19 protein-coding genes and 2 pseudogenes are annotated in these 22592 nt (G+C 38.0%); 8 read left to right on the forward strand and 13 right to left on the reverse strand.

The window, feature by feature from the left end; all coding sequences use genetic code 11:
* Window positions 1–231: 231 nt before the first annotated feature.
* The 11 genes from ACFIQC_RS06625 to ACFIQC_RS06675 form a co-directional block, all read right to left on the reverse strand.
* Window positions 232–999 carry a type IV secretion system protein gene (locus ACFIQC_RS06625; RefSeq protein WP_375617807.1) on the reverse strand — a complete coding sequence of 256 codons (768 nt, stop codon included), beginning with the start codon at window positions 997–999 and terminating at the stop codon, window positions 232–234.
* Window positions 996–3467, reverse strand: a complete 2472-nt coding sequence (locus ACFIQC_RS06630) for a VirB4 family type IV secretion/conjugal transfer ATPase (protein ID WP_375640688.1) — start codon at window positions 3465–3467, stop codon at window positions 996–998. Before ACFIQC_RS06630 ends, ACFIQC_RS06625 begins: the two co-directional genes overlap by 4 nt.
* A 2-nt stretch (window positions 3468–3469) precedes the next feature.
* Window positions 3470–3778, reverse strand: coding sequence for a type IV secretion system protein VirB3 (locus tag ACFIQC_RS06635; RefSeq protein WP_375606609.1), 309 nt, complete (start codon window positions 3776–3778; stop codon window positions 3470–3472).
* Window positions 3779–3790: 12 nt separating this feature from the next.
* Entirely contained in the window at window positions 3791–4102 is a 312-nt protein-coding gene (locus ACFIQC_RS06640; RefSeq protein ID WP_375706912.1) for a conjugal transfer protein, read from the reverse strand.
* Between the two features lie 239 nt (window positions 4103–4341).
* Window positions 4342–4662: a VirB2 family type IV secretion system major pilin TrwL gene (gene trwL, locus ACFIQC_RS06645; protein ID WP_375640677.1), complete on the reverse strand. Its 321-nt coding sequence runs from the start codon at window positions 4660–4662 to the stop codon at window positions 4342–4344.
* A 56-nt stretch (window positions 4663–4718) separates the two neighbouring features.
* Window positions 4719–5039 carry a VirB2 family type IV secretion system major pilin TrwL gene (gene trwL, locus ACFIQC_RS06650; RefSeq protein WP_375640673.1) on the reverse strand — a complete coding sequence of 107 codons (321 nt, stop codon included), beginning with the start codon at window positions 5037–5039 and terminating at the stop codon, window positions 4719–4721.
* 53 nt (window positions 5040–5092) lie between these two features.
* The gene (gene trwL, locus ACFIQC_RS06655) at window positions 5093–5419 is read right to left on the reverse strand and encodes a VirB2 family type IV secretion system major pilin TrwL (RefSeq protein ID WP_375640669.1); all 327 of its coding nucleotides are present in this window, start codon (window positions 5417–5419) and stop codon (window positions 5093–5095) included.
* An 82-nt stretch (window positions 5420–5501) separates the two neighbouring features.
* Complete coding sequence (gene trwL / locus ACFIQC_RS06660; RefSeq protein WP_375706913.1) at window positions 5502–5825, reverse strand: VirB2 family type IV secretion system major pilin TrwL; 324 nt, start codon at window positions 5823–5825, stop codon at window positions 5502–5504.
* Window positions 5788–6087: a KorA family transcriptional regulator gene (gene korA, locus ACFIQC_RS06665; RefSeq protein WP_015857010.1), complete on the reverse strand. Its 300-nt coding sequence runs from the start codon at window positions 6085–6087 to the stop codon at window positions 5788–5790. The genes trwL (ACFIQC_RS06660) and korA overlap by 38 nt, the downstream gene beginning before the upstream one ends.
* A 117-nt stretch (window positions 6088–6204) precedes the next feature.
* Complete coding sequence (locus ACFIQC_RS06670) at window positions 6205–6834, reverse strand: TrwN protein (protein WP_375673644.1); 630 nt, start codon at window positions 6832–6834, stop codon at window positions 6205–6207.
* The gene (locus ACFIQC_RS06675; RefSeq protein ID WP_375640656.1) at window positions 6834–7448 is read right to left on the reverse strand and encodes a hypothetical protein; all 615 of its coding nucleotides are present in this window, start codon (window positions 7446–7448) and stop codon (window positions 6834–6836) included. Before ACFIQC_RS06675 ends, ACFIQC_RS06670 begins: the two co-directional genes overlap by 1 nt.
* A gap of 128 nt (window positions 7449–7576) precedes the next feature.
* Here ACFIQC_RS06675 and ACFIQC_RS06680 point away from each other — a divergent pair, with 128 nt between their 5' ends.
* Entirely contained in the window at window positions 7577–7864 is a 288-nt protein-coding gene (locus ACFIQC_RS06680) for an H-NS family nucleoid-associated regulatory protein (RefSeq protein ID WP_015857007.1), read from the forward strand.
* Between the two features lie 1578 nt (window positions 7865–9442).
* On the opposite strand, the gene ACFIQC_RS06685 is transcribed toward ACFIQC_RS06680, so the two are convergent.
* A complete protein-coding gene (locus ACFIQC_RS06685) occupies window positions 9443–10720 on the reverse strand; it encodes a ubiquinone biosynthesis hydroxylase (protein ID WP_375706914.1) in 1278 nt (425 codons plus the stop codon).
* 742 nt (window positions 10721–11462) lie between these two features.
* Here ACFIQC_RS06685 and ACFIQC_RS06690 point away from each other — a divergent pair.
* The 7 genes and pseudogenes from ACFIQC_RS06690 to ACFIQC_RS06720 all read left to right on the forward strand — a co-directional run bounded on the left by ACFIQC_RS06690 (window position 11463) and on the right by ACFIQC_RS06720 (window position 21224).
* Window positions 11463–13904, forward strand: coding sequence for a DNA translocase FtsK 4TM domain-containing protein (locus ACFIQC_RS06690; RefSeq protein ID WP_375706915.1), 2442 nt, complete (start codon window positions 11463–11465; stop codon window positions 13902–13904).
* Between the two features lie 722 nt (window positions 13905–14626).
* A pseudogene (locus ACFIQC_RS06695) lies at window positions 14627–14887 on the forward strand (DNA translocase FtsK); the annotation flags it as partial.
* Window positions 14888–15008: 121 nt separating this feature from the next.
* Window positions 15009–15617, forward strand: coding sequence for an outer membrane lipoprotein carrier protein LolA (locus tag ACFIQC_RS06700; RefSeq protein WP_375621033.1), 609 nt, complete (start codon window positions 15009–15011; stop codon window positions 15615–15617).
* 33 nt (window positions 15618–15650) lie between these two features.
* Entirely contained in the window at window positions 15651–16466 is an 816-nt protein-coding gene (locus tag ACFIQC_RS06705) for an exodeoxyribonuclease III (RefSeq protein WP_375706916.1), read from the forward strand.
* 61 nt (window positions 16467–16527) lie between these two features.
* On the forward strand, window positions 16528–18009 hold the full coding sequence (locus ACFIQC_RS06710) for an efflux transporter outer membrane subunit (protein ID WP_375706917.1): 1482 nt from the start codon (window positions 16528–16530) through the stop codon (window positions 18007–18009).
* Window positions 18006–19232, forward strand: a complete 1227-nt coding sequence (locus tag ACFIQC_RS06715) for an efflux RND transporter periplasmic adaptor subunit (RefSeq protein ID WP_375621030.1) — start codon at window positions 18006–18008, stop codon at window positions 19230–19232. Before ACFIQC_RS06710 ends, ACFIQC_RS06715 begins: the two co-directional genes overlap by 4 nt.
* A gap of 3 nt (window positions 19233–19235) precedes the next feature.
* Complete coding sequence (locus ACFIQC_RS06720) at window positions 19236–21224, forward strand: MacB family efflux pump subunit (RefSeq protein ID WP_375621029.1); 1989 nt, start codon at window positions 19236–19238, stop codon at window positions 21222–21224.
* A 1173-nt stretch (window positions 21225–22397) separates the two neighbouring features.
* On the opposite strand, the pseudogene ACFIQC_RS06725 reads toward ACFIQC_RS06720, so the two are convergent.
* Window positions 22398–22584, reverse strand: a pseudogene (locus tag ACFIQC_RS06725) (integrase); the annotation flags it as partial.
* Window positions 22585–22592 lie beyond the last annotated feature (8 nt).

Consider the following 22592-nt stretch of genomic DNA (forward strand, 5'->3'; position numbering starts at 1 on the left):
GATCAATTTTATTGAAAAGTTGCGTGAACACTGTAAAGTCCATGGAATTCCTCTTTAACGAATTTTCAACTTTTTATATGATTTTTAAGCATTTTTCGTTGAACTTTTTAAGGATAAAATTAAACTTCGTAGACCTTTTTGATCTATGAGAGAGAATTGAGTATTACGCATTAACTTTTTCTTTTTACGAGCATACAGGGAAATAATATACAAAATGTTATTATAAAAGCTTTACCTAATAAATCTTATGGTAGGCATTTTCGTGTTTTTACTATTCAAAATTTTTATGTTATGCTTATCTTTCTGTTGTTTGATAAGTGTATGTTCAGCATTGCGTAAATGTGTAACCATTTGTAGTTTTGCTGTTTCATTTTGTAGCATAGCAAGCATTCCAATTATATGTGCTTGTAACTCGGCAATACTTTTTAGATCTTTTGTTGTCGTGATTTCTTTTAATAGTTCTTCAATTTGCTGAAAACGATTGTTTGCTTCTTGAAAAGTTTTTAAACTTACGGCTTTATCAGTGATGGCTGCATATTGGATGCGCTTGTTGATAAAACTGCTAGATTCATGGATAGTGACAGGAATTTCTTCTTCTTTTAAAATATTTTCAAGTGATGTAGATAGAGCAGAAGTTTTATTTCTATTGTAGAGATTCTCTGGATTTTTGAGAAAAAAGCTACTGTGATCTGTTTGTACATTTTTAAGCTTTTTAGTGTCGAATTTTTGGCTTCCCGTTATAGATTCGTGTATCTTTTTTGTTTCCTCAAGTTGTTTTTTTAGCATATCGAGAAGTTGGGCATCAGGTGGCGCTTTCTTTTGCTGTGGAGTTTTTTTAGGCTTTGATCTATTTGAAGATGACTTTCCAAAAAAATTGGGCCACGTCGTTGGAACTGATGCTCCCAAATCCGCCGCCCCAGCACCCCAAACCCAAGCCATCGCTGGGTTTGAAATCCCTAAAGTTATTACAACTACTATTGAAATGACCTTTTTTTTCATGTTTCCCTCCTGTCATTTTTTGCGTGCTGTAAGAAAATTGGCAACCATATTGCTGGATCATCACCAACTTCTGCGATAATGCTTTCGGCTAACTCTGCGTTATCAGGCGTTCCTGATAACACCAAGAGCTCGTCACTAAAGTCGTGTTCGATGGTTTTTCCATCGCGTGTCAGGTGGAATTTACCAAGATTCAGTTCTGCAAGCGCAGATTGATCACCTTGCTTAATGAGGAATTGGCGACTAAACTCACCAAGTCCTTTAACGAGTTCAAATTCGGCATCTGTTAGTTTAAAGCCTTTTGTATAATCTTCATAATTTGCTTTGGGATTGGCTAGAAAAATGTAAGTTGCACACTGTTGAATGAGTGTTTTGGCAATATTACTTTCCAAGGCATCGCTAGGCTCTTGTGTTGCATAAACAAAAATACCATTTTGTTTACGGATAGTCTTTTGTTTATTTTTCGCTAAATCTTCAAAGTACGGATCTTGCAAAGGCTTCCAAAACTCGTCAAAGATATACATAAATCGCTGTCCGCTAATCATGCCTTCTGTGCGGTAAAGCAAATACATCATCACTGGAGTGCGAGTTTCAAAATTATCTAAGAATTCTGTGATATCAAAGCCGTAAATTTGATGTGTTGAGAGATCAAGAGCATCATGGGGATTATCAAACAACCACCCATAATCACCACCTTCACACCATTTTAGTAAGCGAGCATGAACAGATGGCTGAGCATTATAATCACTTAAACGTGGATTTGGTAAAAATTGTACTAGAAAGGACAAACGACGGAGTGATCGGTCAATGTTAGCACTCATAACAGACATAACTGCTTTGTTAATTTCTTCTTCGTCGTGATGCGTGACCTCACCACCAGCTTCTGCCAATTTTTTAACAAATTGTTTCAAAAAAATCAGATTTTCTTGTGTTGGTGGGAGTTGGAAAGGATTGAAACCACTTTTTCTACCTGGCTTGAATGTTAAATATTTTCCACCCATCGCTCGAATGGCAATTTCCATGCCACGATCTTTATCAAAAACAACAGTTGTCGGCTTAAATTTTTGTGCTTGTGCTAACAAAAAGCCGAGTAACACGGTTTTACCCGAACCAGATTGTCCGATAAGCGCGGTATTACCAAGTAAACGTTTATCTGTCGAGTCTTCTTCAAGTTTGGAGGCATGAAAGTTGAAATAAAGCGGTGTTTTACTGGTTGTTTTAAGAATTGTGACGGCTGGACCCCATGGGTTACCAGTGGGTTTTCCTGACATAAAATTATGAAAAGATGAAAATGATAAAAAATTCAATGATGTAATCGGAGCAGGACGCGGTCTCCATTTCCAATTGCCAGGAAGTTGTGCCCAATAGCCAGCCTCTATTGCTAAGTCTACAGGTTTGGGCAGTACCGCAACGTCTAGTAATGCTGCACTTGCTTTGGCCATATGGTCGCGAACTTGTTGAATTGTATCACCATAGATCGTCAATGTGCAGTGATGTTCTCCCATGACAAAATGCCCACTGATAAGCTGGTTTAGTGCTTCGTCAATTTGTTCAATTTGGCTCGTTGCCACATCTCGTGCATCAATAAGATTACGCTGATGCCGTTGTAAATAATCTTTAGCAGCATGTCGGGAGAGAACTGAAAAGCTCTGCGTCAATACGAACTCGAAGTCACTTTCCAACAAAACATTTAATTGTCCTGGTTTGGTTGTTGCATCATATTCTTTAATTTCCAGCATTCCAAATCGACGCATTCCACTGGTTGTTCGCAGTTCACCAAGAGCGCCCCATTTTGAGAAAAAAGGTCGATTGACAGACATATAGTCAGCAAAACGGTCATGGCAAATTGGCATAGGGCGATATTCACCATTGACAAGCATTCCAAGGAATTCAAGTGCAGAAGAATAAACATGCCCATTTTTTTCATAAGCACCAAGAAGTTCTGCACCGTAACGGTTTAAAGATTGGCCTAAAGTACGATTGATGTCATTGAGTTCTTTGATACATGTGTCTTGTCGCATCTTTTTTTGATCAAGCGTTTCACGTTCATGCTTAGAAAAGAACGACATAATTTTATCCGCTATCGGTTGAAAAATGACAGTCAGATATAAATCATTGACCATCAAATTATAACCAGTAAAGCTTTGTCGATATTTTTCATCAAGCTGATAGCAAAACATTTGATCAAATGTTGAATCAGGATATTCATAAACACGGCGGCGCACAATATGCGTCCAAAATGATAAATTGGCCGATGCAATACCCCGTAGAGTATTGTTAAGCTCTTTTACCCATTGAAAAATATCTTCTTCTGAAGAGCTTTGATGTGAACGCCCGTCAATTTTCCAAATTGACAAATATTCCGCATTTTTAGTAGAAATAATCGTATCTGTGATATGATGTGAATAAGGCAGAAACAGGCTTACAGGTGCCTCTGATGCAAGGCGTTTGCTGCTTTCAACAGCTGTCATGTTTATCTCCTTTTACTATAATCAGAGGGACTATAACTTGATGCGCCCCAAAAACCTTTGTTGCGATTGCGAAATTTAGTATCGATCCATAACCACCAGATACGAAACGCCTTATCATCGTTTTTAGTAATTTGCACCATAATGAACCATAACGGAGGTGCCATAATCCACAAAAAGATACTTACTGTCATAGCAATAACAGCGACCCCCATAACCATAACGATAAATGGCATCATGGGGACACCCCATATCGTTGGAACACGTGTTGCTCCTTTGAATAGGGGGAATTCTTTTTGTTCTTGTGATTTCATGGGGTGCTCTTGTCAGTAGAGGTAAAATAATATGTGGCTAATATAAAAGGCTGCACCAGCAATAATGACGCTGAAGGCCCATCGTATAAATGTAGCTCTTGCGATGATGCGAAATATATAAATAAGCAAAAGTAATAAAAGAATAATGAGGGCAACGATAGGAATAAGTACACTTAATCCATATTGCATTCCTATGAAGGCATCCAAGCTCTCTGTTTCCGTCTGAGCATATGCAGATTGCATTATTAATAACATCATTGAAGTGATGATAATAACATTAATCCTGTTGCACGCCTTCGCTTGAAACGTATTTGATTGTTTCATATTCTTTATCCCCTTTTAATTAAAGTTGCTATAAATAATATCCCTTTTTTCAGTATGGCTACATTATTACTAGTACACACCTATAATCGATGGATATTAAAAACATTACGTGTTATACTGATTCATGAATTACCTTTCAATAATATTGCAGTAAGTTTGGTTGTAGAGGGCACGATAATAATACTGATTGCCTATCGTATAAACGTATCGTATTGTATTATTTGTAATTGATGCCATTATTATGGTGTTGTAAATAGCAGTGTAACAAGTTGGGTTGCTGAACCTGCGATAACGACCCCGATTGCCCATCGTACAAATGTGTCTTTTCCGATGTAGCGTCCTGCATAACCAATTGCTAAGCATAATAGTATAATAGCAGCAGCAATAGGTATAATTTTTTGAATATCGCCCTGTAAACCTTCTAAAGCGCTCTCTGCATTTGTTAAAGTGCTCGCTTTGGCGGCGTAAGCAGAATTATTCACAAAGAACGCAGTTATAGCTGCAGAAAATGCGATGATTTTGTTGTTACTTTTCAGTTTGAGATTAATTAATTTTTTCATATCTCACTCTTATTAAAGTTCTAGATAACATATTGTATTTATAATTGATACCATTATTATGTTGTTTTAAATAGCAGAGTAACAAGTTGGGTTGCAGAACCTGCGATGACAACACCGATTGCCCACCGCACAAATGTGTCTTTTCCGATGTAGCGTCCTGCATAACCAATTGCTAAGCACAACAGTATAACGGCAGCAGCGATAGGGATAATCACTTTTAAATCTGTCTGTAAACCTGTTAGAGCTGTCTCTGCATTTTTTAAAACGCTTGCGCTGGCGGCGTAAGCAGAACTATCCATAAAAAACGCAGTTATAGCTGCAGAAAATGCGATGATTTGGTTGTTACTTTTCGGTTTTAGATTAATTAATTTTTTCATATCTCACTCTTATTAAAGTTCTAAATAACATATTGTATTTATAATTAATGCTATTAGTTTGTTGTTTTAAATAGTAGAGTAACAAGTTGGGTTGCTGAGCCAGCGACGACAACGCCAATTGCCCAGCGTACAAATGTATCCTTTTCTATGTAGCGGCCTGCGTAACCAATTGCTAAGCATAAAAGTATAACAGCAGCAGCGATAGGGATAATCACTTTTAAATCTGTCTGTAAAGCTGTTAGAGCGTCCGATGCATTTGTTAAAACCGATGGTTTGGCTTGTGCATGAGCAGAACTATTTATAAAGAACGCAATCATAGCAGCAGAAAATGCGATGATTTTGTTGTTATTTTTCGATTGAATACTAATTAATTTTTGCATATTTCACTCTTAATTAAAATCTAGATAATATTTTTATATGAACAAACATATTGTATTTTATAATTTATAATTAATGCCATTATTATGTTGTTTTAAATAGCAGTGTAACAAGTTGGGCTGCTGAACCTGCGATAACGACCCCGATTGCCCACCGTATAAATGTGTCTTTTCCGATGTAGCGTCCTGCATAACCAATTGCTAAGCATAATAGTATAATAGCAGCAGCAATAGGTATAATTTTTTCAATATCGCCTTGTAACCCCTTTAGAGCTGTCTCCGCATTTTTTAAAGTTACTGCTTGGGCTTGTGCATGAGCTGAATTACCCATAAAAAACACAGTTAAAGCTGCAGAAAATGCAGCAATTTTATTACGAGCTGTTGTGTGAAGAATATTTAATTGTTTCATGTTCTTTATCCTGATTAAGATTAAAACTCCCACAAATGACCCCTCTTTCATGAAGAAACTTAAAAAGATATTTTGGATCAGCCCAAGTTCTTAGTTTTCCTCTTTGTGTAAGTAACGTATATTTATTTGGCTTTCCGGTGATTGGATCATCGGAAATAAACGTAAAATACCATTCCCTTTCTGAAAGCATCACGACTGTAATCTCACGTGCTGCTTTTTGACTAAATGCTATATCAACGCTGTTTTGTTCTATCATTTTCATTATCTTTGCCCTCAATTAGAATAGATTTTGTTCAATCTTACTAATTAGAGCTTTAACATTTTCTTATCTACCTTTCATTATAATATCCTATCAAAATTCTGGATTTTCGTGAAAATATCAGTCATCACTCAGTGATCTTCTCGATGAAGAAAAATCTTCAGCTGAAAAAGCATCGTGGGCGCTACTTTCTTTATGTGTAAATGCATCTTCTTCTCCTTTTGAAGAGAGAGGAAGAGAATCTACTTTAGTTGTCTGTTCTGGTTCTTCTTTTTTAAGCTTTATAGGCTCCTGCAAGCCCTCATTTCCTCGTACAGCAGCTTTTACTCCAATATATGAAGTAATTTTTTGCATACGGGCGTGGTTTGAGTTTTCTGTATTGTAAAAATTCAGCACAGACTGCAAAGTCGCTTTTTCAAAGATGCACTTTGATGTTGTTTGTTCATAGCAGTAAGTTAAAGCGCTTTGTACAGCTGTAATATTTCTGCAAAAATCAAACGCATCAAAAAGAGAAAACAATTTCACATTCCCAACATCAATTTGCCCTAAAATTATGTTAAAATTATGTTCACTCTGTTTAGCTGTTGCGATTGTTTCCTTAAACTGAGATGATTGATAGAAGAAGTTATCTTTATCATCTGTTACATAGACATTGTCCCGCGCTTCTTGTTCGGCGATAACTGAAAATGTTATGGGAGGCGTATTGGATATGTATGCAGCAGCAAAAAATGTGAAATCTGGAACAATCATTAGCAATACACCTTATTATGAAGAATTTTATTAATACAAATGCTAATTCTTTGTAGTACATTTTCTCGTTGTTTTTTGATTTTATAAATTTGCAGAATGAGATTGTTTAGCTTAGAATATTCTTTGTGATTATTGCTTTGTTCTCTTCTAAGAATATTTCTAATATATGCGAATACCCAACCAACAAGATAAAAGTGTGGAATAAAATAGAGCACATTACGCCAACCAATATTATTGGAATCACGAAGAAAGGCGCTGCTTTTAAAAAATAATAATCTTTGATACTGTATTGAAGCTGCTTGTTTTATATAATTCTCTAGTTGCAAAAATCTTTTCAAAAAAAATTTATACGAAGTAAAAAGCCGTTGTGTATGAGGGGAGGTTTTCTTGTCATAATGAACTACACTATCATTATACAGAGAGGGCTTGTTCTTTGTTGCGTATTGCCATAACTTATAGAGTGACGATTTATATTTACTTTTGACTACTGATTCATAAGAGTCAGAGAGGTGTGATGGCGCTTGAGCACTGCATTTAGTAGTTCCAGCAATTGAACTGAAAAAAGATGCAGTGGTGGTAATTGATATACCAATAAACAGCTCTTTGTGGTTCAAAGCACATCTCCGTCAAAGTGATATATGTATCGTAATTTTAATTTCGATAATAAATGGACAGAAATTGTCTATAATTGTGTTTAAAATATGGCAAAAAGAAATTCTTTTTTGCAAGGGGAGTAATTAAGGTGAATGATCTCAAAAATATGAATTTTGATGAACTACAAGAGATGCGTACACAAATCGATGTGGAATTAAAAAAACGGCAAGCAAAGGAAAAGCAAAATGCGCGACGAAAAATTCTTGAAATTGCTAATGCCCATGGAATTGATATCGCTGATCTTGTGAGCAAAGAGCGCCATTATAGAAATCCCAATAACCAATGGGAATTATGGAATGGGCGTGGACGTAGACCTAAGTGGATTAAAGAGTGGTTGGAGAATGGGTATACACTTGATGAACTCGAAGTAACGTAACACGTGTGCGATCTTTACAAGATAAGGGAATACCAAGGAATGTAAATGCAAGAAGTATGCTCTTTTGGGTAATTTAATTGTATAAATATACTGAACGAATATATTAAAGTATTGAGTTACCAAATACAATGATAGGGAGCGTGAAAAAGTTTATTTAAATGCAAAAGGTATTGTTGTTATAATCTGGTAAGAATAATGATGATGCCAGATTGGAATATTGTAATTGCTTTTGGCATGTGAGAGAGGGGGGATATTTTACTTCTTTTTATCGTTTCATTAACGTTGCTCTTTTTAGTCTATGTAAATAAATAGTTTTATTGATTATTTACAAAAATGGTCGAAATGAGAATAATTTATTGCATAGGGATTTTAACTCAATATGTAAAATGATAATTTTATCAATTAATGTGTTAATAAATTAGCATACTTATATTTTTGGAATACTGTTCTGTAGAACAAGCCTGATGTTATAGATTTTGTTTGGTATTTTTTCTGTAAGATTATATATGAGGCATTTACTTTATTTATCGTTCGTTTAGTTGAGATGAGTGAGTGTGTAGAAAATGGAAAATTTCTATGGCTGTTATGGGTTTTATAGAATTTATGACATATTTCTGAGCGTTTGTGATTAAAATTCATTTATGAGCGTTTATGAATAATGAATAAAGAGCGTATTTGAAAATAAAAGGATTGGATTATTTCTATTGAAGTTTATCTTCTTTTATGGTGTGAAATAGGGGGATGATATGCGGTTTTACAATTGTGTGTGATGGTATAGAGTACGGAATACTTTGTTATATATTGGAATATTTTTTCTAAAGTCGTGTGGTATTCCACAATAAGTTAAAGAGTTTGTCTGAGAAGCAGAATGCCCCAAACGGAATACATTTATGTTTCCAATTTACGCGCTTTTTTAAAAGAAAAATTTTTCAATGCAACTAAGCTTATTTTATAGCGCTTCTCGTGAATAGTATAACGTAAAAGTCTCTATGAGCATATAAAATCCATTGTACACCACCATTTTTACTTCAATAAAAAGTATAAGCCGGTGCCATTATATACTTTACTCGCCTCCAATATTGCTAAAGTCCTTAGTTCTTGAGAGAGGGAGGCTTTTGTCGCTTTGTTTAATTGTTTTATTTATACGACACTTTCGCTTGTGATGTGCAAGCGAATGATTTTGATTGCTTCAACATGAGAGAGATTTGAAATAAGGGTATTTTATGATCTTTAGATTTCTCACTCAGTATGAGAATAATGAATTTATTATTTATAAAGAAAAGTGTTGTGTGCTAAAATGTCTTGTTTATTTTATTATGCTGTGAAATGGCTCCTTTAAAGGTGTGGTGATATAAGGCAACAACCTCTCTGAGATATTAAACGTTTTTTTCAGTGCGTAGTGAATACTCTCATAATGTAGCTTGCTTGTCGAGTTTTATGTTAAGTGAAATATGGGAGGAGGAAGTCAAGAAAAAATTACTCGACAGGAATCCGGTTTGTAAACAGATTGGATGAAATAGGAATTTTTTGTTCTTTGAAGGAGGAAGGGAAAGGTTGTAAAATAGTATGAATTTTTTCTTAAAGTGGGAAGCCGTGTAGAAGACGTGGGGCATTTGGAGTGAGTCCGGCAGCTTCTTGAATGAAGTATTTTTTTATTTTTGGCGCTTGATTAATGATTCCAAGGCCGGTATCGCGGAGCATCCGTAAAAGAAGGCTATCATTAGAAAAGAGTTTATTAAGCCAATCATTGCTTAAAGCCATACGGACAATTTCAAAACGTCTCCAGCTTTGATAGCGCTCTAAAGCCGTGAGGGAGCCAATATCAAGACCTAGTCGTGCTGTTTCAATAATCACTTCAGCCAGCGCAGCGCTATCGCGTAATCCTAAATTGAGTCCTTGTCCTGCAATGGGGTGGATGGTATGGGCGGCATCGCCAACAAGAGCAAAACGTGGTTTAATGCATTGACGTGTTAAAGAAAGGCTCAAAGGAAAAGCTTGACGTTCGCCATCCCAAGAGAGTTTACCTAATCGATGGCCAATGCGTCTTTCGAGTTCTGTTTCAAAAATAAGTGTATCAGCTTTGAGATAATATTGCGCAGTTCTATGATCTTCATTCCACACAATAGCGGATCGGTTGCCTTTGAGAGGGAGAAGAGCGAAAGGGCCAGCAGGTAAAAAATGTTGAATTGCTTGACCATTATGGGGTTTTTCATGTTCAACTGTGCAGATGATTGCTGTTTGTTTATAGGGATGAGAAAAATTTTTCAGACCAGCTTTTTGGCGTAATTTCGAATGGGCTCCGTCAGCTGCAATAAGCAATTTTGTTTGCCAAACCTCTTCATTATTTAAAGTGACGGTTGTATGTTGATCTTCTTGATGAAAATCAATGACACGGGTGTTTGTAATAACAGGGATATTGAGACCTTTGACACGTTTTTTTAAAGTGTTGATGAGTTCTCTATGCTCTACCATAGCAGCAAAGGGTTCACCCGGGTTAATGTCGCCTTCAAAGGTTAAAAGAGTGGGTTTGACAGGATCATTTGTGCTTGTATCTGTGATGATCATTGAATGAATGGGTTGCGCATAGAGTTTTATAGGTTCCCAACATTGTAATTGTTTTAACATACGAATAGAAGCAGCAGCAAGGGCAATGGTTCGTATGTTAGAAGCAGGGGTATCTCCTTGTGGCGCAGCATCAACGATTTTTATTTTCAGATTAGGGGCTGTTTGCTTGAGTGCTATCGCTAGGGTTAAACCGACAGCTGCCCCCCCTGCAATGAGCAGATCACATTGTTTAGTTTTATGAGATTTAATTTTTTTATTGGGTTGTACGTTTTTATTGCGATTAGAACACACAATACTTCTTCCATTGTTTATAGTTTGCTTTCTTTTAAAAAGAATATCTTTTTACATTGCCTAAAATATCTTAACCTTTACTTTTCTCTCTGCTTTACAAAAACGAGGTTTCTTTTTAGCGCCAATCTGATGACAGATTGGTTTTTCAGAGTTTTTCTGCTTAATCATTTATGTGATTCATCTTACAGATTTATCGGATAAGCTTTTTTTAATATCTTCTTCAATTCTTTTTACACTTGGTTGATAAAAAAGAAAACTAAAAATAAACAAAGATGGTCGTGTATTTTTTAAGTTGTGTGAGTTACTTCAGTATGCTTGTGCTGAAGGGGGCTATTTCGTTAGTATGATAGATAAAAATAGATAAAAATTGTGGTCATTCGTGATGGTTAAAACAGTATTCATATTTTGCCGTTATCATGATGTAGCGTAAAAAATATTATTTGTTTAGGAAGGTGCCTATAGCACCCATGTAACACTTTACACATGAGGTGTTTTTTGGTTGATCGTGTGATAAATATTCAGGGAGAGCTTTTTGTGCGCCTTATGAAGGATTGTCTCTTAGGGTGGTGGGTATATGAATGATATAAAGTGGTTAGAGGTAGAACACGCTAGATAAGAAGTCGGATTGTTTACAGGCTATTTGTTTACAAATCGGCACAGAGTTTAAGCTTCATGCTTTTTTTAGAGAGAGAGGGAGTTATAACTCTTTAAAATATGAAAGTTTTGTATTTGGAATTGATAGATGCACCGAAGTTCTTCTCCTTATGATTCATTAGAAGTGCGAAATTCTCAAGGTTCGCGTCTTATTGAGATGTTTTTACGTCAGATAGGAGTATTTATTGGGCTCGGGCTTTTGGGCTTTATTATTTTTTGTGTGTTTGCTTTGGCGACGTGGAATGTTGCGGACCCATCTTTAACCCATGCAAGTACAAATGAGGTTACAAACCTTATGGGGTGGATGGGGGCAATTTTTTCAGATTTTATTATGCAGTTTTTTGGCTTGGCAAGTCTTTCTGTTTTGTTGCCACCGTTATTTTGGTCTTTTCTCTTGTTGGCGCAAAAGAATATCTACAATTTGACTTTGCGCTTTTTTTTATGGGTGCTATCAACGATTTGGTTTTTAATTGCTTTTGCCCTTATGTCTCCTGTTGCTTCTTTTACTTATTGGCCATTGCCAATGGGATTGGGAGGGGTTTTAGGAGATAAAGTTTTAAGTGTTGTTTCTTCAGTCTTTCCTCTTTTTCTTTCTCCTCCTTACACGGTGTTTTTCAGTGTTGTTTTTATTCTTTTAGGTTTTTTCACCGCTGCTTTTGCTGGCAATGTGATATGGCGGCGTCGAACAAAGAAAAGAAAAGAAAAAAGCATTCCAAAAGACGAAATCATTAATCCAGTCTTTGAGTTGGAAGAAGATACGGAATATGCCGCAGAGGAGGATCGTGAAAATCATGGTTTTTTTGCGACAACTTGTGGCGCTCTTTTGCATCTTTTTTATTTTTTACAAGCGCGTTTTTTTCGTTTATTCTGTTTCAAAAGGCGTTTTCAGAGTAAAGGGCAAGGAAAGCCATTTGATCGGATTGAGCCAACTTTTTTAGGTGAAAAAGTAAAGTGTGAGGAAAATCAAAATAAAGCCTATGTTTCTCCTGTTAAAAATCGAAAGTTTTTAACAGCTTCTTCAAAGGGTGGTTTTGTTCTTCCTCTTGTAGATTATCTTTCGGTTCCACCACCGTCTGTTAAGGATGCAAAACTTTCTCCTGCTGTTTTAAGAGCAAATTCTCAGGAGCTTGAAGGGGTTTTGTTAGATTTTGGGGTCAAAGGAAAAATTATAGATGCTTGTCCTGGACCGGTGGTAACTTTGTATGAATTTGAACCGGCTGCAGGCATTAAGTCTTCCCGTATCATTGGTTTGGCAGATGATATTGCACGCTCGATGCGTGCGATTTCGGCGCGTGTTGCGGTGGTTCCAGGACGTAATGTTATTGGAATAGAACTGCCTAATGCAAAGCGTGAGATGGTTTATTTACGAGAAATGTTGCAGGCGCAAGAATTTATTGACAGCAAAGCCAAGCTAGGACTTGCTTTGGGTAAGACAATCGGGGGGGAAGCTGTTGTTGCAGATTTAGCAAAAATGCCCCATCTTTTGGTTGCTGGTACAACAGGATCGGGAAAGTCTGTTGCTATCAATACAATGATTTTATCATTGCTTTATCGTATGACACCTGAACAATGTCGTCTCATTATGGTGGACCCGAAAATGCTTGAGCTTTCGGTTTACGATGGCATTCCCCATTTATTAACACCCGTGGTGACGGATCCTAAAAAAGCCGTGATTGCTTTAAAGTGGGCTGTTCGTGAAATGGAAGAGCGCTATAGTAAAATGTCAAAACTAGGCGTTCGTAATATTGATGGGTTTAATGCACGTCTTAGGGAAGCTGCAAGTCAGGGAGAGACAATGGTGCGGACAATTCAAGTTGGATTTGATCGTGAGACTGGTGAGCCTCTTTATGAAACGGAAACACTTGATTTTAGTCCTATGCCCTATATTGTTGTCATTATTGATGAAATGGCTGATTTGATGATGGTTGCTGGTAAAGATATTGAAGGAGCGGTTCAACGTTTAGCACAAATGGCACGTGCTGCCGGTATCCATGTAATTATGGCGACACAGCGTCCTTCCGTCGATGTTATTACTGGGACGATCAAAGCCAATTTTCCTACACGTATTTCTTTTTCTGTGAGTTCAAAAATTGATAGCCGAACAATTTTAGGCGAACAGGGGGCCGAGCAATTATTGGGACAAGGAGATATGCTCTTTATGATGGGAGGAGGACGTATTCAGCGTGTGCATGGGCCTTTTGTTGCGGATGATGAAGTGGAGCAGGTTGTTGCGCATCTCAAAGAGCAAGCACGACCTGATTATTTAGAAACAATTACGCAAGAAGTTGAAGAGGATGGTGCTGATGTTTCTTTGTCTTCTCCTTCAGAAGATGATCCCTATAGTCAAGCTGTTGCTATTGTGCTTCGTGATCGTAAGGCTTCAACCTCTTATATTCAACGCCGTTTAGGCATTGGTTATAACCGCGCTGCGACATTGATTGAGAGGATGGAAGAAGAAGGTATTATTAGTCCAGCAAATCACGCAGGGAAACGAGAAATTTTAGTGCCTGCTGAAGAAGAGCGCTTTTGAAAAATCTTTATAGTTGTTTTTTATAATACCTTATAAAATAAGTGTTTATCCTATTGTATCGTAGAAAGTCTGCATTTTCATATACCAGCTCTCAATTTGCGATAGCTCCTTGGTACTTAAGACTCCTTATAAGGGGATTCTTTATCTTATATAACTTTTATCCATACACCAACCTTGCTTGTAATGTGCAAGCAAATGATTTGAATTGATTTAATATGAGAGAGTATGTGATGAGAGAATCTTATTGTATTTGGCGTTATGATTTAAGTTAAAAAGATAAATTGTTATAAATCAATATCTTGGTATAAAATAATGTCATTGCGAGTGTAGAGGGGGTAAAAGCATGTAAGGTTTGGTATTTAAGTGTCTTTTTAAGTGCGCTCTAAATATTTAGGGCAAGGCTGATCTGTCGAGTCTTAATATAAATGAATTATATGGGGTGGGAAGCTAAGTGAAATTTGCTAAACTCCAAACTGTTTACAGAGTGGTTCGGATGAAGATTTTTATTCTTTTGGGTGGGAAGGAAGTCAAAAAAGCATTTTTGACACTTAAAAGAGCTTTCAGGTTCGCGAGTAATATGTTTAGTCCTTAATCCATTATGTCTTGACTATAATTTATGTTGCTTCATAGATTAGGGGTGGGAAAGAATATATTATGCGTTTAGAAAATCAGCAGAAAAGCAGGAAAATTTGATGATTTCGGAAACTTAAACGCAGACTGGTTATTTGGAAACGATACCGCAAGAAATAAAAAAGGATGTTTCTTTAGCTTTTTCTTTAGCAGATGATTCCTATTGTCAAGCTGTTGCTATTATGCTTCGTGATCGTAAGGCTTCAACTTCTTATATTCAATGTTGTTTAGGCATTGGTTATAATCGTGCCGCCACATTGATCGAAAGGATGGAAGAAGAAGGCACCATTAGTCCAGCTAATGATATAGGTAAGCGAAAAGTTTTGGAGACTGTCGAAGAAGAATACTTTTAAAAATCTTTTGATATTTTTTTCAAACAATATCTTTATCTTATAAAGAAGGGTATTTATTCGTCGTTGATCACTTAAGTTATGAATTATAAAGTCAATTAAGTATTGCTTGGGAGCATTTTTTATGAAAACGTCTTTTTTACTGCAAAGAAGAGTCTTTGGGTTGGTGGGAATTATTGTCTTTTGGTGTTTAACTTTTCCTGTTTTTTCGCAAGCATCTAATAAAGTGATAAAGGCGCAAAATGTTGTGAATCACTTTGCGGCAATCAAAACAATGACAGGTGATTTTATTCAGTTTAGTCCAAAGGGAAAAATGTCTCAGGGGACATTTTATTTAGAGCGCCCAGGGAAAATTCGTTTCATTTACAAAAAAATGCCTTTACAGATTATTTCAGATGGCCAATTTGTGGGTATTAACAATCGGGCTTTGAATACTTGGAACTTTTCACAACTTTCGCAAACGCCAATGAAATTTTTGTTGGATGATAAAATTGATGTATCTTCTGGGCGCTTGTTCGCATTTCGCGAAGATCCAGGGGCTGTAACGATTGTTCTGCGTGATAAAACGATTGGGGCAGGGCAAATAAGGATGGTTTTTGATTCTAAAGGCTCTGCTTTGCGACAGTGGACAATTGTTGACCAACAAAATTTGGAAACTACTGTGCAGATTATGAATGTGCGGACAGACGTCCGGTTCGCTAATGGGATGTTTGCACTTCCTTCGAAGAAATGAAGAAAGAGTGTTACGTCATTGGGATTAAAACAAATGTTCTTTCGTATTGCGACTTGGAATATTAATTCTATTCGTTTGCGTCTTGCACAGGTTTTTCAGTATTTGGAACTCTTTTCCACAGATGTTTTGTGTCTACAGGAAACAAAATGTCCAGATGCTTTATTTCCAGTGGAGGCTTTTGAAGCAGCGGGTTATAAGCATATCGCATTGAGTGGACAAAAATCTTATAACGGGGTGGCTATTGTTTCTCGTTTGCCTTTTAAAAAGGTAGAAAAACGTTTTTTTTGTCAAAACCAAGATTGCCGTTATATCTCAGTTATTGTGGAAGCCCATGGGAGAAGCTTGCGGATTCATAATTTTTATGTTCCTGCTGGGGGAGATATCCCTGATGCTGATGTGAATGAAAAGTTTCGTCATAAGCTTGATTTTTTAGAAGGAATGTCCTCCATTCGTGCGGATCAAGGCGATGGTCTTTCTTCTCTTTTGGTGGGAGATTTAAATATTGCTCCTTTGGCAGAGGATGTTTGGTCTCATCAGCAATTGTTGAAGGTTGTAAGCCATACTCCCATTGAAACCGAGCGTTTACAGGATTTGTATTGTCAAGGTGGATGGGTTGATCTGATGCGGTTGCATATTCCTGTTCCTACCAAGCTTTACACATGGTGGAGTTATCGTGCTCGCGATTGGGCATTTACCGATTATGGGCGGCGGCTTGACCATGTTTGGTCTTCTCAAGATTTAGCCCCTTTTGTTGTAGATCTTTCGATTTTTCGTGATGCGCGCGGATGGGAACGTCCTTCAGATCATATTCCTGTGCAAACTGTATTTGATTTTTCACGTCAAGTTTGAAATAAGAGGTAAATAAAGTATTAATATTAAATAATGATTCTGAAAGAATGCGGGAGACTGGATGTATATCAGAAATCTCAAATGGGGCGCTTCTCGTGGATTATTTTTTAGTGTCTTGTTGTGTTTGCTTTTGTCAGGATGTATGGTTGGTCCTAATTACCAGAAAACATCTTTTCGTGTTCCAGCAGTTTGGGGAGAAAAATCTGCACAGACTGTAGGGCAGCCCATTGCGCTTGCCGGATGGTGGCGGCATTTGAATGATCCTGTTCTAGATGCGTTAATGGATTACGCGATTTCTGGAAATAATAATGTTGCTGTTGCCAAAGCTCGGGTACGTGAGGCGCGTGCGGGTTTAGGACAGGTTGTGGGAACTCTTTTGCCAAATGTGTCCAATTCAATTTCAGGAACCCGTAGTCGTTCTGGACAGTCTGATGCATTGTTCAACCAGTATAGTAGTGGTTTTGATGCAAGCTGGGAGCTTGATTTTTTTGGTGGGCATAAACGTGCGGTTGAAGCGGCGCGTTATGGCCTTGATGCGGCTGTGGAAGATATGCGCGCTACCATGGTGACATTACTAGGAGATGTGGCAACAAATTATGTGCAAATGCGTGGCTGGCAACAAAAGTTGTTTATTGTGCGGCAAATTGCTGTATCACAACGTAAAACTTATGAACTGATGCGCGCTAGATTAACAGCTGGTGATGTTTCTGAGCTTGATGTTTCAAATGCGCAAGCACAAATGGCAAATACAGAAGCAGATATATCACAGATGGAAGCGAATTTAGCAATGAGCGTTCATCGCCTTTCTGTCTTAACTGGTCGTGTGCCTACGGCATTGAAGGATCTTTTACAAAAAAATGCTAAGCATGCAAAGATTCCACAACCACGCTGGCCGATACCAGCAGGAATTCCAGCCGATATTTTGTTAACACGTCCAGATTTGCGACGGGCAGAGCGTCAATATGCGCAAGCGACAGCACGGATTGGTCAACGTGAAGCAGATCGTTATCCATCACTTACTTTAACAGGTAATATTTCGACAGCAGCAACGGCAATTGATCAATTATGGAAAAATTCAACGATTGGCTGGTCTTTTGGACCTGGTCTTCGTTTTCCTCTTTTTAATGGAGGTCAGGTCGAGGCTTCTATTGCGGTAGCGCGCGCGCAGCGTGATCAAGCTTTTATTACTTATCGAGCTGCTGTGTTGGAAGCTTTAGAAGATGTAGAAAATGCGCTTGTAAGATTAACGAAGGAACATCAACGCTTAGAAAAGCTAATCGTTGCGAATAAAGCTTCTCTTCATTCCTTAAAACTTTCACGGAACCTTTTTGAGAATGGAAATACTAGTTTTCTTGAATTGTTAAATGCTGATCGCTCTTATTATTCTGCACAAATGGCGCTTAAAGATAGCCGTGTTTCTTTGGTTACGCAATATATCACGTTGATGAAAGCATTGGGGGGGGGCTGGGATGGCGTTGTTGATGTATCGCGTCCAGAAGTCGTTGATAATGCACCTCGTTCGCGTGCAAAGGTAGGGAAATGAAAAAAAACTTACTCAAAAATTTCATTACAAAACACAAAAAACTTTCCTTCTTTTTAACTGCTATATTTCTCATTCTCTTGCTGTTATGGTTACGTTCTGTTTTTTTTGGAACATCTACTCCAACTTATATAACCGCGGTGGTGAAACGTGGGGATATTGAGGAAAGTGTTTTAGCTTCTGGTCTTGTACGTCCTTACCGGTTGGTGGCTGTTGGTGCGCGAGCAACAGGGCGTGTGGTGTCAATGCATGTTTCCCCTGGGAGTGTTGTGAAAGAAGGCGATCTCTTGGCAGAAATTGATCCTACAGATCAGGAAAATGATTTAAAAAGAAAAAAAGCAGCATTATCGCATTATTATGCGAGTTTGGTAGAACAAGAAGCCTATCTTTCTCTTGCACAGAAAAATTTAGAGCGTCAGAAAAAAATGATTGAAACACGGGCGATTTCACGGGCGAACCTCGATGAGGCTGCGACACAGGTGAAAATACGCGAGGCGCAAATTGAACAACTTCGTCAGCAGATTGTGCAAGCACAAATTGATGTGGAGAGTGCAGAGGTTAATTTAGGTTATACACGCATCACTGCCCCTGCAGCGGGAACGGTTTTGGCAACAGTTGTGGAAGAAGGGCAGAATGTGAATGCGGTTCAGTCGGCGCCAACAATTGTTATTTTGGGTGATTTATCAAAGATGACGATTAAGGCGCAAATCTCAGAAGCAGATATTCTTAAAGTCCGAGCTGGACAACCACTTTATTTTACAGTTTTAGGTAATTCACAGCGTCGTTATGAAGGCGTTTTAGAAAAAGTAGAGCCGGCTCCTGAAACAATTCGTGCTGATGTGAGTATTAATCCTGGTATGGTGAGTGGTTCTAGTGCTTTAATATCATCGGCTATCTATTACAATGGAATTCTACATGTTGATAATGCGGACAATTTTTTGCGAACCTATATGACTGCTCAAGTTCATATTATCTTAGGGCGCGCACAGAATGTCTTGTTGGTTCCAAGTAATGCTTTACGCGATGAGACAAGAGAGCGTAAAGCATGGGTTTCTGTTTTGGTGGGGGAAAATAAGTTGGTTACTAAACAGGTGAGCGTTGGGTTGAATAATAAGGTTATGGCAGAGATTATTTCAGGACTTAACGAGGGTGATGTCGTCGTCACCAGTTCGTCTGATGGATTGATGCCCGAGTCTTCTAACATGCATAGCGAAGACGAGAGTTAAAGCATGAGCACAAATCAAGCAGATGCTGTCTTCGTCTTGGAAAATATTGTGCGCAAATTTCCTGCGGGCGAAGCGTTTGTTACCGTTTTGAAAAACATCAATCTTACCATTAAACGTGGTGAAATGGTGGCAATTGTAGGTGCTTCCGGTTCAGGTAAATCTACCTTGATGAATATTTTAGGCTGTCTTGACCGCCCAACTTCTGGCCGTTATTGGATCTCTGGTAAAGAAATAGCTTCCCTTTCTGCGGATGAATTGTCGGCTTTGCGACGTAATCATTTTGGTTTTATTTTTCAGCGTTACCATTTGTTGAATGAATTGACAGCTCTTGGTAATGTTGAAATTCCGGCTATTTATGCGGGAAGTGCCGTGGAAGCAAGGAAACAGCGGGCACAGGATCTTTTAACACGTTTGGGCATGGGTGATCGGATAAATCATCGTCCAAATCAGCTGTCCGGTGGTCAGCAACAACGTGTTTCTATTGCTCGGGCGCTCATGAATAATGCGGAGGTCATTCTTGCAGATGAACCAACTGGTGCATTGGACAAAAAGAGTGGGCAAGAAGTATTGCATATTTTGGATGAACTTCATCAAGAGGGACGTACTATTATCATTGTAACCCATGATATGCAGGTGGCTGAAAGAGCAGAGCGTATTATCGAAATTAGTGATGGGGAAATTATTGCTGATAAGCGGTCAAGGGTTGCAAAAACAAAAGTTGGTGGAAAATCTCTTCAGGAACAACAAAATCTAAAAGGCCAACAAAAACTAGGCTTTTTTCGTTCTTTTGTTGAGCGATTCCGTGAGGCGTTTGTGATGGCTCTGTTGGCAATGAATGCACATCGCATGCGGACTTTTCTAACAATGCTTGGGGTGATTATCGGTATTGGGGCGATTATTGCTATGGTGGCTTTAGGGAATGGTACACGAGAGAAAATTCTGGAAAATTTTAAAAGTTTGGGTGCTAATACATTAACCATTTTTCCTGGCAAAAGTTTTTCTGATCCACAAGCAGAAAAAATAACCAGTTTGGTTGAAGCTGATGCAGAAGCCTTGTCTGGGTTACCTTATGTTTCTGGTGTAACACCTCAGATTTCAACAAGCTCAAAAGTGCGTTTTGGTGCAGTTGAAGTCAATGCTGTCATTGTGGGGGTGGGAGAACAATTCTTTCAGATACAGGGGCTTAAAGTTTTCAAAGGACAGTTTTTTGATCAAAAAAGTGTCCATGATCGGGCGGTTGATCTCGTGATTGAAAAAGAAGCATTGTCTGTTCTTTTTCCCCATAGCCATGAAAGCCCTCTTGGCAAAGTGGTGCATGTGGGTAATGTTCCAGCGCGTATTATTGGTGTTGTTGATTCGCAAAATCACGCAAATGGAAATGCATCAAATACATTACAGCTTTATTTGCCCTATACAACAGTGCAAACGCGTTTTCTTGGTACAACAGAAGTTCGTGCAATTACTGTTAGGATTGCTGATGATGTCGATTCACATTTAGCGGAAAACATGGTGAAACGTTTTCTCATTATGCGGCATGGTGGAGAAGATTTTTTCATTAGAAATTCAGAATTCTTTCGTGAACGTATCATGGAGAGTACACATATCTTAACACTTTTAATTTCTTCAATTGCAGCGATTTCCCTGATTGTAGGTGGTATTGGGGTGATGAATATTATGCTGGTCACCGTTTCTGAGCGGATCAATGAAATTGGTGTGCGTATGGCAGTTGGTGCACGCCAAAGTGATATTTTGCAGCAGTTTCTCATTGAAGCGGTGTTGGTTTGTGTCATTGGTGGTGGTTTGGGGATCTTGCTTGGGCTTTCTATCGGTGGCTTGTTTCTTCTGTTTAAGGCACCTATCCATCTTATCTATACCATTGAATCGATCATTATGTCTCTTACTTTTTCAACCCTCATAGGAATATGTTTTGGCTTTTCTCCAGCGCGGCAAGCTTCACGGCTTGACCCTGTTGTCGCTCTTTCACGCGATTAAGCTTTATCAATTGGGGGCATGTTTGTTCGTGATGCTTTCCACTGGATGAAGCATTTATGAAGCGAAACATGAATGGAAAAAGTTTAGCATTATTTGCTGCTCTATTTTAGAAAACGCTTTGTTCATTAAGTGGAGCGTACCACTAGAGGTGAACGTTTTATAGGGCACCCCATCATGTGAGATATGGTAGGCATATAAGCCTTATTAAGGCATTAAATGTTTTGAGAATGCATGATGAATATTTTTAAATCTTTCTTGTCGAGTCTTATGGAAGTAAATCCTATTAAGGAGAAGTTAAATGGAACCCGTTAGAATGAGATTGCTTGCAGACTGAATTTTGTTAAAAATTCTCGTCTTCTGAGATGTGAAGAGGAGGACAAGTGAAATATACTGCGCGGCGATTCTTAAGATTTAACCTAAAAAGAGGCGAGGGAATAGTATATCTGCTAACAAACAAAAGAACAAAAAAGAAGGTTGATGCCAAAAACAGCTTAAACCTGCGTTCTTCCAAAAAAATGAACTGGTATCGAGATAGTTGAGCAGTTTAAGAGGTTTCGTTTAGTCTTTTTAAGATTTTCGGAAAAGAGGTTATGAGGATTTCTCACTTTTAGTTTTGCAGAAGGTGGTGCAAATTATAGGTGTTTAGGTTTATGCAAATAAATTATGATCGTGCTCAAGTTTTAAAATGTGACCTAAGACACAGCCATTTTCTGTTCCTTTATGCGAGTAACTTAGCTTTCTTTAGAATATTTTGTTTAAGGCATCGCTTTTTTCTGCCTTATCTCATGATTTTGGAGCTGAAGGATAAACAAGCCATTTGAGTTTCTAGGGTAAGGATGCCGTCAGATACTCGGTAGGGGGCGTGATCTTAAGAACTAATACCGTGAGATGCGGGTTTGATTTCATGAGTTTGGTGAGGACAACAAAAAGTTTGAGAGGCGGATAGCTTCTTATTTTGAATGATGTATGAATGAAAGGGGCTTTCATTTATTGAAAAAGAATAAGCTCATATTCAGCAGATGTGAGATGAAGTAAGAGCATCGTAATACCAAGCTGCAGTTATGCTGCTAAAGAACATAATGGCGCTAGTGATGAGCAATGGTATGTCTAGTTGGTATGGTATTCTTCCTCCTGCTACAAGTTCGATACAGAGCGCCATTGTGTTGCACATTAACACTCTTGTTTTAAAGAAACATTTTTCAAGGTATCCAAGCCTATTTTGCGACGCTGTTCATGGTAAATCTATTGAGCACCTCCATCTTTACGCTTATGAAGTAATAAGCCGGCACCATCATTATATTTGCCAGCTCGTGGGTGTTGCGATAGACCTTGCATTAAGGCGGCGGTTCATAAGAGCCATTTTTAGTC

Source organism: Bartonella sp. AA126HLJHH (assembly GCF_042197425.1).
Classification (GTDB): Bacteria; Pseudomonadota; Alphaproteobacteria; order Rhizobiales; family Rhizobiaceae; genus Bartonella.

What these genes read in the sequence shown, in the direction of transcription:
- ACFIQC_RS06625 (WP_375617807.1), bottom strand. Translation starts at nt 999, where the DNA reads ATGAAAAAAAAGGTCATTTCAATAGTAGTTGTAATAACTTTAGGGATT.
- ACFIQC_RS06630 (WP_375640688.1), bottom strand. Translation starts at nt 3,467, where the DNA reads ATGACAGCTGTTGAAAGCAGCAAACGCCTTGCATCAGAGGCACCTGTA.
- ACFIQC_RS06635 (WP_375606609.1), bottom strand. Translation starts at nt 3,778, where the DNA reads ATGAAATCACAAGAACAAAAAGAATTCCCCCTATTCAAAGGAGCAACA.
- ACFIQC_RS06640 (WP_375706912.1), bottom strand. Translation starts at nt 4,102, where the DNA reads ATGAAACAATCAAATACGTTTCAAGCGAAGGCGTGCAACAGGATTAAT.
- trwL (WP_375640677.1), bottom strand. Translation starts at nt 4,662, where the DNA reads ATGAAAAAATTAATTAATCTCAAACTGAAAAGTAACAACAAAATCATC.
- trwL (WP_375640673.1), bottom strand. Translation starts at nt 5,039, where the DNA reads ATGAAAAAATTAATTAATCTAAAACCGAAAAGTAACAACCAAATCATC.
- trwL (WP_375640669.1), bottom strand. Translation starts at nt 5,419, where the DNA reads ATGCAAAAATTAATTAGTATTCAATCGAAAAATAACAACAAAATCATC.
- trwL (WP_375706913.1), bottom strand. Translation starts at nt 5,825, where the DNA reads ATGAAACAATTAAATATTCTTCACACAACAGCTCGTAATAAAATTGCT.
- korA (WP_015857010.1), bottom strand. Translation starts at nt 6,087, where the DNA reads ATGAAAATGATAGAACAAAACAGCGTTGATATAGCATTTAGTCAAAAA.
- ACFIQC_RS06670 (WP_375673644.1), bottom strand. Translation starts at nt 6,834, where the DNA reads ATGATTGTTCCAGATTTCACATTTTTTGCTGCTGCATACATATCCAAT.
- ACFIQC_RS06690 (WP_375706915.1), top strand. Translation starts at nt 11,463, where the DNA reads ATGCACCGAAGTTCTTCTCCTTATGATTCATTAGAAGTGCGAAATTCT.
- ACFIQC_RS06700 (WP_375621033.1), top strand. Translation starts at nt 15,009, where the DNA reads ATGAAAACGTCTTTTTTACTGCAAAGAAGAGTCTTTGGGTTGGTGGGA.
- ACFIQC_RS06705 (WP_375706916.1), top strand. Translation starts at nt 15,651, where the DNA reads ATGTTCTTTCGTATTGCGACTTGGAATATTAATTCTATTCGTTTGCGT.
- ACFIQC_RS06710 (WP_375706917.1), top strand. Translation starts at nt 16,528, where the DNA reads ATGTATATCAGAAATCTCAAATGGGGCGCTTCTCGTGGATTATTTTTT.
- ACFIQC_RS06715 (WP_375621030.1), top strand. Translation starts at nt 18,006, where the DNA reads ATGAAAAAAAACTTACTCAAAAATTTCATTACAAAACACAAAAAACTT.
- ACFIQC_RS06720 (WP_375621029.1), top strand. Translation starts at nt 19,236, where the DNA reads ATGAGCACAAATCAAGCAGATGCTGTCTTCGTCTTGGAAAATATTGTG.